Genomic DNA, 12,555 nt, shown 5'->3' with positions numbered 1-12,555 from the left:
CACGCTAAGTGAATGATAATGAACAGTTAATAAATTACAAATATTTTCCAATTATTTGGAAAGCAACATAGAAGAATATGATTTTTACAGGTTATCTATCACGCTCAAAACATAAACAAGGCTGGAAAAGGTGTGCGTACTCCTTATTTTGTACGCTTCACCACATAGTCGATATAGGCTTGCAAAGCCGTTTTAATATCGGCATCCGTTACATGCTTGTCTATATAATCCAGCGTTTGTTGATGCAATTCGCCCATGCGTTGCTCGGCATATTCAATGCCCCCTTGCTGCTTGGTGAAAGCTACCAATTGTGCAATCTCATCGGGTGTCACCGTGTTGTCTTTCACCTTATGTGCCAATTGAAGCATGGCGGCATTGCGAGTAGAATTCAAGGCATAAATAACAGGGAGGGTAAGTTTCCCTTCTGCCATATCATTGCCAGTGGGTTTGCCAATCTCTTTCGATTCAAAATAATCGAAAATATCATCCCTAATCTGGAATATAATACCCAACGTCTGTCCAAATTGACGAGCAGCTTCTACCTCTTCTGGTGTTGCTTTGCCCGCTTGTGCACCAATCGCGGCACACGATTCGAACAAGGCTGCCGTCTTTTGCTTGATGACTTGGTAATATACTTCTTCCGAAATATCCTGATTCTGGATGTTGCTCAGCTGTAAAATTTCACCATTCGACAAGGTTCTACCAAGGTTAGCAAGGTTTTGTATAATGGCTTCCGAATGGGTGAAAGAAACTTGCAACAAAGCCGTTGACAGAATATAATCGCCCACTAGCACCGCCACTTTGTTGTCATAGGTCGCATTCACCGATGCCTGTCCACGACGTTCGCCACTTTCGTCCACCACATCATCGTGCACGAGACTTGCGGTATGCAGCAGTTCCAAGCCCACCGCAGCGTGCTGAGCAACCGAGGTAACCCCACCAAAGTTTTTCGCTATTAACAAAATAAGCATGGGACGCATACGCTTTCCCGTTCGTTGACGAATGTGAGAAAGTGCTTGCGATAGCAGACCATCAGCGTGTGATAACGCCTCTTCGAATAACTGATTAAAATCGTTCAGTTCTTGTGTTATCGGGTGTTGTATGAGGGATAAATAGTCCATGCTTACCAAATTTGTTACAAAAATACAGAATAAATCCCTATTTGTCGTTTTTTTTGCGTAATTTAGCATAAAAATAAATTCAATGTCGCATTACCAAGGGCTTTAACGGAGAATGTCCCCAATCTGGTAAGCCATTATAACACATCAGCAATATGGAAAAACTCTTTCTTTTAGATGCCTACGCTTTAATATACAGATCTTATTATGCGTTTATCAACAGTCCTCGAATCAATTCAAAAGGACTAAACACTTCTGCCATTATGGGCTTTTGCAATACCCTCAACGAGGTACTTTCCAAGGAGCAGCCCACCCATATTGCGGTGGCATTCGACCATGGACTCACCTTTAGGAACGAGGCTTTCCCTGCCTACAAAGCACAGCGAGAAGCCACCCCCGAAGATATTAAAAAGTCTGTGCCCATCATCAAACAGATTTTGGGGGCGTATCACATCCCGTGTTTACAGGTAGAAGGATTCGAAGCCGATGACATTATCGGCACGTTAGCGATGAAATCGGGCAAAAAAGGCATTGATACGTATATGCTAACCCCTGACAAGGACTACGGACAATTGGTGGGAGAACATGTGTGGATGTACCGACCAAGACACGGAGGTGGGTACGAAACACTCGGTCAGAAAGAGATTTGTGCCAAATACAGCATCAACTCTCCGTTGCAAGTCATCGACATTTTAGCCCTCATGGGCGACACTGCCGACAACTTTCCTGGCTGTCCCGGCGTGGGAGAGAAAACGGCTATCAAACTAATCAACCAGTTTGGTAGCATTGATGAGATGCTACAACGAACACAAGAGATCAAAGGTAAATTGCGTGAGAAAGTAGAAAATGCCATCGAGGATATTAAGATGTCCCAATTCTTAGCTACCATTCGCACCGATGTTCCAATCGACTTAAAACTTGATGACTTACAAGTGGAAGAACCGAATGAGGCAGAACTTGCAAAAATTCTCCATGAATTGGAATTTAAGACGTTAGCGAATCGAATGCTAAACAAATCTAAAAATAGCACAAAGAACACTAACAAACAACTCAATTTATTTGAAGAATCCTCGCCCAACATTCAGGTTGAGCCAAAAAACAAGAGTTTTGAGAGCCTTAAAACAGTACCTCACGAATACAAACTCATTGATAATGAGGAGGAAATGCGCAAATTATGTGACTTTTTCTTAACAAATAAGATTTTAAGTCTGGACACAGAAACCACTTCAACCAATGCAATGGAAGCAGAATTGGTTGGTTTGAGCTTTTCGGTGGCGCCTCATCAAGCCTTTTATGTACCCATTCCAGCAAACCGTGAACAGGCAATAAAGATTGTTAATTTATTCAAATCAGCGTACGAAAACGATGCGATACTCAAAATTGGTCAAAATATCAAATACGACATGGAGGTTTTAAGCCGTTATGGTATCGAACTCAAAGGCGACCTATTCGATACCATGATTGCGCACTATCTCTTACAACCCGAGTTGCGTCACAACATGGATTACATGGCAGAGGTATATTTAAGGTATCAAACAGTACATATCGAAGAACTCATTGGACCACGAGGAAAAGGTCAAAAGAATATGCGCGACCTTGCTCCTAACGATATCTATGAGTACGCTTGCGAAGATGCAGATATTACCCTGCAACTTAAAAATATCCTTGAACCTAAGCTCAAGGAACGAGAGGTCGACCAGCTGTTTTACGAAATGGAAATGCCTTTGGTACGTGTGCTGACAGAAATGGAGATGAACGGTGTACGGATAGACACAAAAGCACTGCAAGAGGTTTCTGAAAGTTTTACCAAACGCATGAACGACTTGGAAGCGCAAATACATCAATTGGCTGGCGAATCGTTCAACGTCTCTTCTCCGAAACAGGTAGGCGACATTCTTTTTGAAAAATTGCAGATAGCCGAAAAGCCCAAAAAGACAAAGACCGGACAGTTTGTTACCAGTGAAGAGGAGCTACAAAAATATGCGACTGGGAACGAAATAGTAACCCTCATCTTGGACTATCGTGGACTGAAAAAACTCTTGGGAACGTATGTTGATGCGTTACCCAAACTCATCAACCCCCAAACAGGACACATTCACACCTCGTTCAACCAAACCGTAACGGCTACAGGACGGCTCTCCTCGAGCGATCCTAACCTGCAAAACATCCCCGTACGAGGCGAGGATGGGAAAGAAATCCGCAAATGTTTCATCCCTGAAGACGGTTGTTTGTTCTTCTCTGCCGATTATAGTCAGATAGAATTGCGTGTCATGGCGCATCTCAGTGGAGACAAGCACATGATTGAAGCCTTTCAAGAAGGGTATGACATCCATGCTGCCACGGCTGCCAAAATCTATGGCAAGGAGATGAAAGACGTGACACGTGATGAACGAACCAAAGCCAAACGCGCCAATTTCGGCATCATCTATGGCATCACAGTGTTTGGCTTGGCGGAACGATTGGGCATCGACAGAGGCGAAGCCAAACAACTCATCGATGGCTATTTCACCACCTTCCCACAGGTACAGACGTACATGGAGCAAGCCAAAGACACGGCTCGAGAGAAGGGATATGTAGAGACCTTCTTCCATCGTCGCCGCTATCTCCCCGATATCAGCAGTCAAAACGCCACTGTCCGTGGCTTTGCAGAGCGCAATGCCATCAACGCACCCATACAAGGGTCGGCTGCCGACATCATCAAGGTGGCAATGATACGCATTTACGAACGATTCAAACGAGAGAATATCCAATCAAAGATGATTCTACAGGTACACGACGAACTCAATTTCAGTGTGCTGCCTTCAGAGAAAGAGCAAGTAGAGCGCATCGTTTTAGAGGAGATGCAGAACGCCTATCAACTCAAAGTTCCCCTCGTAGCTGATGCTGGCTGGGGACAAAACTGGTTGGAAGCACACTAAAAATCGCATCATATAAAAACAAAGAAGAACAACGCTATATGAAAATTATCCATATTGAACAACTCATTGAAGACCCCATTCACCTGCTTGACAGTGTGGTGGACTATGGCGATTCTTTGCTCATTCACCGTCCGAAAGACAAAAGTGTGGTGATACTCTCCATGGAAGAATACAACCAACTGAAAGCCTGTGAATATCGGGCTAATATGAATGAACCCCCAAAGGATAACCCTTAAAATTATTCTTGTACTGAGATAGGGGCATTGCGCACACACTTCAAGTACCTAACTCCTTAGCTTCAACCATTTTACAGCATGAACGTAAACCTATCACCCCATTGACTTCATAGATTCAAGTCAATGGGATTATTTTTATATCTACAAACAGTCAACTTCAAAATTTGCGACAATCATCCTGCAAATCAAATCTATAGGGAGTTTGACACTCACCAGAAGAAGGCTTCACATACACCCCATTTACCTTCAAAGGCTCAGAATGCACGGCATCAGCTATCATGGCAGCCGACCCGCCTAAGATTCCAGCTGCGAACTTGAGTGCCAGCAACACTGCATTGATGATGCTGCCAGCAATGGTGACACGGTATATGGACTGTTCTCGCTGACGGTTGGATTCGGATTTTTCCATCAATGTTTTGAGATTAAAGGGTTGCAGCTGCAAATATAGTGATTTTTAACTACACGCTGTGTGCACCTTTAGAATATCTGCAAAATAACATGATGCTCAATCTCATGTTCTGATGTAGGTGGCGTCTCACTCGCTTGAAACGATTGATCATTCAAATTTTTTAGGATAAACCGTTGTTTTTCTGGTTTTTATATTTAATTTTGTTTTCGTATTCACCTGTCTGCGACACGCAACCGATATGGCTAAGGTGAGATTTCCGATGCAGGAACATCATCTGTTCACGAAAAGATGAATGTTTACTGCAATCCGCAATTGATAATTATTCACGGTCACGAGTTTGCCCAAGCCCCCCCTTTGGGAAACAAGACGGACAGATGACCTCTTTTTATTCATTCAAAACCAATCATCATGAGAAATTATCTACTTTCACTCCTCGTTGGCCTTTTGACGGTCACAGGTAGTCTGTCTGTGGCAGCACAAGAGGCTTATGCCGTATTAACACCTGACGGGACACTCACTTTCTTTTTTGACAATCAGCGCACCACTCACCAGGATCATAACCGCATCTACGATATGCCTGAACCTGAAGAGGGACCCGCTTGGGCAGGTTATGATAGTAATCCCCAGAGGAATATTAAGCACGTTGTGTTCGACGACTCCTTTTCCGAGTACCGTCCCACCAGCACTAACTCTTGGTTCGCATTTTGCATCAATTTGCAGGACATCGAAGGCATACGGAATCTTAACACCGAAAACGTCACCAACATGAGCGGCATGTTCTATAGATGTTCGGCATTGACATCGCTCGATGTAAGCAACTTCAAGACCCAAAACGTCACCTACATGAACGGCATGTTCCGAGAATGCTGGGCATTGACATCGCTCGATGTGAGCAAATTCAACACCCAAAACGTCACCGACATGAGCAGCATGTTCCGTTACTGCCAGGCATTGAGATCGCTCGATCTGAGCAACTTTAACACCGAAAACGTCACCGGCATGAACGCCATGTTCCGAGACTGCAAGGCATTAACATGGCTCAATGTGAGCAACTTCAACACCCAAAACGTCACCGACATGAGGGAGATGTTCTATCACTGCGAGGCATTGACATCGCTCTATGTAAGCAACTTCAATACCCAAAAAGTCACCAACATGGGCGCCATGTTCTCTGGCTGCACTTCCCTGACCACCATTTTCTGCAACAGTAACTGGGATGTTGATCAAAATGTTAATGATGGAGAGATGTTTTATTGCTGTTGGCATCTAAAAGGTACCAACACTGCGTTCGACGCAAACAAAACGGGCATTAGGATGGCTAACCCCACCACGGGTTACTTCACAAGCCTGCCTGTGCCAACACAAGAGGCTTATGCCGTATTAACACCCGACTCCACGCTCTCTTTCTATTATGACAATCAGTACTACCCCCGTCTGATTTATGGGCGCATTTACGATATGCCCAAACCTGGGGAGAGACCCGCTTGGGCAGGTGATTATTATCCCCAGAGAAGTATCAAGCACGTTGTGTTCGACAACTCCTTTTCCGGGTACCGTCCCACCAGCACCAACTCTTGGTTCGAATTTTGCTTCAATTTGCAAGACATCAAAGGCATACGGAATCTTAACACCGAAAACGTGAACGACATGAGGGAGATGTTCTATCACTGCGAGGCATTGACATCGCTCGATCTGAGCAGCTTTAATACCGAAAAGGTCACCAGCATGAGTGAAATGTTCAGTGACTGCAAGGCATTGACATCGCTCGATGTAAGCAACTTCAATACCGAAAACGTCACCAGCATGGGCTACATGTTCTTTGCCTGCTCGGCATTGACATCACTCGACCTGAGCAACTTCAACACCCAAAACGTCACCGATATGGGTTGGATGTTCTATGGCTGCTCGGCATTGACATCGCTCGACCTGAGCAACTTCAATACTCCAAACGTCACCGAAATGGGTTGGATGTTCTATGGCTGCGAATCCCTGACCATTATTTTCTGCAACAGTAACTGGCATTTTGGTCACAATGTTTATGATGGTAAAATGTTTTATAACTGTACGCAACTGAAAGGTACCAACACTTCGTACAACGCAAACAAAATCGGCATTGATATGGCTAACCCCACCACGGGTTACTTCACAAGCAAGACCACAGGTATTGACCATGTGAAGACTGCCGACGGGGCAAGCGATGGCAAAATATACGACCTCAGCGGCAGTCGCGTGAACGAGAGCTACAAAGGCATTGTCATTAAGAACGGAAAGAAATATATTCAGAAATAGAAGTGCTATCCCTACCTAACAAAACACTCCACTCCACCCTCCTATAGGAGAGACGGAATGGAGTGTTTTCGAATAAGAGCGATATTGATGCCATAAAAAACACCTATATTATGGCGAATGTAAAATGAGTGAAATGCTGATTTGGAGAAAAATAGATGCTGAATTTTCTTTACAAAGTGCTTCTCAAAACTCGCGTCAAAACATCCAACGGCAAAGTGGGTCGCAAATACGCGAGTAATGAGAAAGTTTTGTAATTCGTTGTTATTGTGAACATTACGCCAACATCAACTCTTTTCTTTCCTATTTTTACCGCTTTTTGGCGGCTGAAGCATTGAGATAGCCTCACTATTTGCATGCTTTAAGGCTGCTGTTACATGTGAATAGCACCTCTATTACATGTTTCCAAGACCGTTAAGTCAATGTTTTTACGTGAAAAGACGTTTATTTTGCCAAAATCAACACATTTTTGTAGAGCGTTTGCCTATTGATTTTTTCTATTTTGAAGATTTTAGATGGTCGATTTTTGGTAAAATAATAGGACAAAGGCAACAATTGCATTGACCAAGAATAATAAAGATGAAAAATCGTTCAATCGAAATTTTAGATAAATTTCTCACGCACGCAAATGAAAGAATAAATACACATTTAACTCGCTCAATCGAAATTTTAGATAAATTTCTCACGCTCGCAAATGAAAGAATAAATTCTCATTTGGCTCGCTAAATCGAAATTTTGCACTATCTTTGCAAAAGATAGACTGCGCCTCAACACAGAAAGTAAACTTTCTTTGTCTTCGGCTTGCGCTATCTTTGCATTGTATACAATTATATTGAAATAACGACATGTCATTAAAATGTGGTATTGTAGGGTTGCCAAACGTGGGCAAGTCTACCCTATTCAACTGCTTGTCGAGTGCCAAGGCACAGGCAGCAAATTTTCCTTTTTGTACGATTGAGCCCAACGTGGGCGTGATAACGGTACCCGATGAACGGCTCACCAAATTGGCAGAGATTGTGCATCCGGGACGCATTGTGCCTGCCACATGCGAGATAGTAGACATTGCAGGATTGGTAAAGGGAGCGTCCAAAGGCGAAGGCTTGGGCAACAAATTCTTGGGAAACATACGCGAATGTGATGCGCTGATACACGTTATCCGCTGTTTCGACGATGACAACGTGGTACGCGAGGGCGGTATGGCGGTGAATCCCGTCAGTGACAAAGAGGTGATTGACACCGAATTGCAACTCAAAGACTTGGAAACCATTGAGGCACAACTATCCAAACAACAAAAAATAGCTGCTTCGGGCAACAAGGAAGCCAAGACGCTTGTTACCGTATTAGAAGCCTATAAGGAGGTGTTGGAGCAAGGAAAGAACGCACGGACTGTTTCGTTCGACACGAAAGAGGAAGAGGAGGCAGCGCACAACCTGTTTCTGCTGACCACCAAACCCGTACTGTATGTGTGCAATGTGGACGAGGCAAGTGCCAAAGAAGGCAACGCTTATAGTGCCCAAATAGAGAAAATAGCCCAAGAAGAGGGCGCCGAAGCCATGGTGATTGCCGCCAAGACAGAAGAGGATATTGCGTCTTTGGAGACCTACGAGGACAAGCAAATGTTTTTAGAAGAGTTGGGATTGACCGAAAGTGGTGTGAACCGCCTCATCAAAAAGGCTTATTCGCTGCTCAATCTGCAAACCTTCATCACGGCTGGCGAAATGGAAGTAAAGGCTTGGACGTACCACAAAGGCTGGAAAGCGCCACAATGCGCTGGCGTCATCCATACCGATTTCGAGAAAGGTTTTATCCGGGCAGAAGTCATCAAATACGATGATTACATCAAATATGGCAGTGAGAGTGCCGTCCGTGAAGCTGGAAAATTAGGTATCGAGGGCAAGGAATATGTGGTGCAAGACGGTGACATCATGCACTTTAGATTTAATGTTTAACAATCGACAATTGGGCTGATAAGCCTGATTAGGCGAATTAGCCCAATAGCCCAATAACAAAACAATATGATAGACCACCTACTTTACATCCTGTGGAATCCTGATTTAGAGATATTCCGCATCGGCAATTTTGCCATTCGTTGGTATTCAACCTGCTGGTTGATAGGACTTGCCTTGGCATACTTCATTGTGAAATGGCTCTATAAAGACCAAAAGGTGAAGGATGCGTATTTCGACCCGCTGTTTATGTATTGCTTTTTGGGCATTTTAATCGGTGCCCGATTGGGACACTGCCTGTTCTATCAGCCCGAATACTTTTTGTCTTCGTGGACGCATGTCGTCGAAATGTTCCTGCCTATTCACCAAATGGCAGACGGTTCATGGAAGTTTACAGGGTACGAAGGATTGGCTTCGCACGGCGGTACGATAGGACTCATGGTGGCACTCTATCTGTACTATCGCAAAACAGGCATGAACTTGTGGCATGTACTCGACGACATTGCCATTGCCACTCCTATCACTGCGTGCTTTATCCGCTTGGGCAACCTCATGAACAGCGAGATTATCGGCACACCAACCAATGTGCCTTGGGCTTTTATTTTTGAGCGGGTAGACATGACGCCACGCCACCCAGGACAGTTGTACGAGGCGATTGCCTACTTTTTCTTCTTCTTCGTTATGCTGCATTTCTACAAGCGAACCTCCAAAGAGGTGGGCACTGGCTTCTATTTCGGCTTGTGTCTGACTCTCATTTTCACATTCCGCTTCTTCATAGAATACACCAAGGACATACAAGTTGACTTCGAGTCGGGCATGATTTTCAACATGGGACAACTGCTGAGCATTCCTTTCATCATCCTTGGCATTGCCTGCATGAGGGGTGGAAAATGGATGAAAAAGTTGGGAGCGAAATAATATTTTCGTCCCTATGCTAAGACTTACCGAAGCATCCACCCTACTTTGAAAGAAGTAAGATGGATGCTGATGAACATAATAATGATTAACAAACCTTTTATTCATGACTAACAAAACCTTTACCTTATTGGCGTTCTTAGCCTTGAGTGGTGCTTGCATGGCACAAAATAGAGTGGAAAAAGAACTTTCCTCATGGCAATTCTCTCGCAATGGCGATGCGTGGCAACCGGTTACAGTGCCACACGACTGGGCAATCAAAGGGCCATTTGACAAGCAGTGGGATCGCCAATTCTTAGGTATCACGCAAGACGGACAACGCACTCCTATATGGCACACAGGACGTTCGGGCGGACTGCCTTGGTTGGGACGTGGCGAATATCGCACCACCATCAATGTGCGCGACCTCGATGCACGCACAGAACTTTATTTCGATGGTGCCATGAGCGAACCTGTTGTCTATGTCAATGGTACGGAAGCGGGTCGGTGGGCGTATGGATACAACGCTTTTCGCATCGATATCACGCCCTACTTAAAACAGGGGGGCAATGAGATTCTGGTCAAACTGAACAACTTGGAGGAGAGCAGCAGATGGTATCCGGGAGCTGGACTATATCGCCCAGTCACATTGATTACTACCAACAAAACCTATATAGACCCTTGGCAAACGTATTTCCGCACCCTCTCCGTTTCGCAACAAGGAGCGGAAATTGCCGTGAATGCACAAGCAAAGGGACTCAGAGAGAACGACAAGCTCAAGACGCACATTATCCTAAAAGACAAAGACGGTAGGACAGTGGCACAGAATACTGTAGAAAACGATGCGAAAGGGGATGTGGCAACGACGTTGAACATCAAAAATCCACAACTTTGGAGTCCCGAGCATCCCTATCTCTACACGTTACAAATCTGCGTGAAACGAGGCAGCAAAACTTTGGATGCCACCTCACAACAGGTGGGAATCCGCACCATAGCCATTACGAAAGAACACGGTTTTCAGCTCAATGGCATCACACGAAAGTTCAAGGGCGTATGTCTACACCACGATTTAGGACCTCTTGGTGCGGCTGCCAACAAGGCTGCCATGATTCGACAGATACGCATCATGAAAGATATGGGCGTAGATGCCATCCGTACAGCGCACAACATGCCTTCGCAAATGCAGATGCAGGTGTGCGACTCCATGGGGATGATGGTCATGGCAGAGAGCTTTGACGCTTGGAAAGAGCCAAAGGTAAAGAACGGTTACAATCGGTTTTACGATGAATGGTGGCGCAAAGACCTTACAAATCTGATTTTAGGGCATCGCAATCACCCATCTATCGTGATGTGGAGCATTGGCAACGAGATACCCGAACAAGCTAACCAGCAGGGTACTGAGCGTGCCAAAGCCATGGTGAAATTTTGCCATAGCCTCGATTCTACACGCACCGTCACTTGCGGTGTGGACAATCCAGAGGGCAGCGTTAATTGCGGTTTCTATGCTGCCACAGACGTACCGGGCTTTAATTATCGTGTCTTCCTTTACGAAAAACTCATCAACAAGCTACCACAAGGGTTCTTGTTGGGCTCGGAAACATCGTCAGCAGTGAGTTCAAGAGGGGCATATAAATTTCCTGTAGAAGAGAAGAATATGGCGACCTACGATGACGGACAATGCTCATCGTACGACGTGGAGAAGGTGAGCTGGGGCAGTTACCCCGATGAAGACTTTGCCAAACAAGACGATCTGCCCTACTCTATCGGTCAATTTGTGTGGACAGGCATCGATTACATCGGTGAACCCACTCCTTATTACAGCTATTGGCCCTCACGGAGCAGCTACTTTGCGCCAGTTGACTTGGCAGGCTTGCCCAAAGATCGCTATTACCTGTATCGCTCGGTATGGAACACTTCCTCTCCCACCCTGCACCTCTTGCCACATTGGACATGGCATGGACGTGAGGGAAAAGTAACACCCGTGTACTGTTATACGAGTTATCCCGAAGCCGAACTCTTTGTCAATGGCAAGAGTCAAGGACGCATCAAGAAGAACAAGGCATCCAAATTAGACCGTTACCGCTTGCGCTGGAACAACGTAGTGTATGAGCCGGGCGAACTGAAGGTAGTGGCTTACGACGAAAAGGGCAAGGAAGTGGCTCAACAAACCATTCACACCGCCGGTGCGCCTCATGCACTCAAGATTGAAGTAGACAAGCAACAGCTCGCAAACGACGGCAAAGACTTGCTGTATTACACCATTAGTATGGTAGACAAAGACGGCAACCTCTGTCCAGATGCCAATGACCTATTGCTCTTTGAAGTGTCAGGTGCTGCTCGTTTCAAGGCTGTCTGCAATGGCGACGCCACGTCATTAGAGCCTTTCCACTTGCCCAATATGCACCTTTTCCACGGCAAATTGGTGGTAACAGTGCAAAGCAACGGACTGAAAGGACAAGTGCATTTAACCGTCAAAGCCCCTAAATTTGGATTCGGCGCACAGCACACGCTATAAATGGAAGTAAGAGATTGTTAAGGAAGGGGGTTCCTATTTCACCACTCTTTCCCCTATATCTAAAATGACGCAGCGCGTTTAGGGCGTACTGCGTCATTTATTCTGATGTATAAAAAAGTAGCAGATTAATCTCTACTCTTCTAAAATTGTACCTCTATAATCTTCTATGTTGCTTTCCAAATAATTGGAAAATATTTGTAATTTATTAACTGTTCATTATCATTCACTTAGCG

General features: G+C 45.0%; 8 protein-coding genes. 6 read left to right on the top strand and 2 right to left on the bottom strand.

Going from position 1 to position 12,555, the window contains the following annotated elements; all coding sequences use genetic code 11:
* Window positions 1-143: 143 nt before the first annotated feature.
* Window positions 144-1,121 (bottom strand): polyprenyl synthetase family protein, encoded by a 978-nt coding sequence (locus DEM91_RS10620; protein WP_249858904.1) that lies wholly within the window; start codon window positions 1,119-1,121, stop codon window positions 144-146.
* 152 nt (window positions 1,122-1,273) lie between these two features.
* On the opposite strand from DEM91_RS10620, the gene polA reads away from it, so the two are divergent.
* Together polA and DEM91_RS10610 are read left to right on the top strand one after the other, a co-directional pair.
* Complete coding sequence (polA, locus tag DEM91_RS10615) at window positions 1,274-4,036, top strand: DNA polymerase I (protein WP_249858903.1); 2,763 nt, start codon at window positions 1,274-1,276, stop codon at window positions 4,034-4,036.
* A gap of 38 nt (window positions 4,037-4,074) precedes the next feature.
* A complete protein-coding gene (locus tag DEM91_RS10610; RefSeq protein WP_249858902.1) occupies window positions 4,075-4,272 on the top strand; it encodes a type II toxin-antitoxin system Phd/YefM family antitoxin in 198 nt (65 codons plus the stop codon).
* 157 nt (window positions 4,273-4,429) lie between these two features.
* On the opposite strand, the gene DEM91_RS12715 is transcribed toward DEM91_RS10610, so the two are convergent.
* Window positions 4,430-4,681, bottom strand: a complete 252-nt coding sequence (locus DEM91_RS12715) for a cation transporter (RefSeq protein WP_410525641.1) — start codon at window positions 4,679-4,681, stop codon at window positions 4,430-4,432.
* A gap of 408 nt (window positions 4,682-5,089) precedes the next feature.
* Here DEM91_RS12715 and DEM91_RS10600 point away from each other — a divergent pair, with 408 nt between their 5' ends.
* From DEM91_RS10600 to DEM91_RS10585, 4 genes are all read left to right on the top strand, one after another.
* Entirely contained in the window at window positions 5,090-6,970 is a 1,881-nt protein-coding gene (locus tag DEM91_RS10600; protein WP_249858901.1) for a BspA family leucine-rich repeat surface protein, read from the top strand.
* Window positions 6,971-7,812: 842 nt separating this feature from the next.
* A complete protein-coding gene (ychF, locus tag DEM91_RS10595) occupies window positions 7,813-8,916 on the top strand; it encodes a redox-regulated ATPase YchF (RefSeq protein ID WP_023057184.1) in 1,104 nt (367 codons plus the stop codon).
* A gap of 66 nt (window positions 8,917-8,982) precedes the next feature.
* Window positions 8,983-9,831, top strand: coding sequence for a prolipoprotein diacylglyceryl transferase (gene lgt, locus DEM91_RS10590; protein ID WP_036928739.1), 849 nt, complete (start codon window positions 8,983-8,985; stop codon window positions 9,829-9,831).
* Between the two features lie 103 nt (window positions 9,832-9,934).
* Window positions 9,935-12,322: a DUF4982 domain-containing protein gene (locus tag DEM91_RS10585; protein ID WP_249858900.1), complete on the top strand. Its 2,388-nt coding sequence runs from the start codon at window positions 9,935-9,937 to the stop codon at window positions 12,320-12,322.
* Window positions 12,323-12,555 lie beyond the last annotated feature (233 nt).

The sequence above is a fragment of the Prevotella sp. TCVGH genome (assembly GCF_023522295.1).
Taxonomy (GTDB): Bacteria; Bacteroidota; Bacteroidia; order Bacteroidales; family Bacteroidaceae; genus Prevotella; species Prevotella timonensis.
The sequence above is the reverse complement of the archived record's forward strand: the minus strand, read 5'-3'. Positions and strand labels throughout refer to the sequence as shown.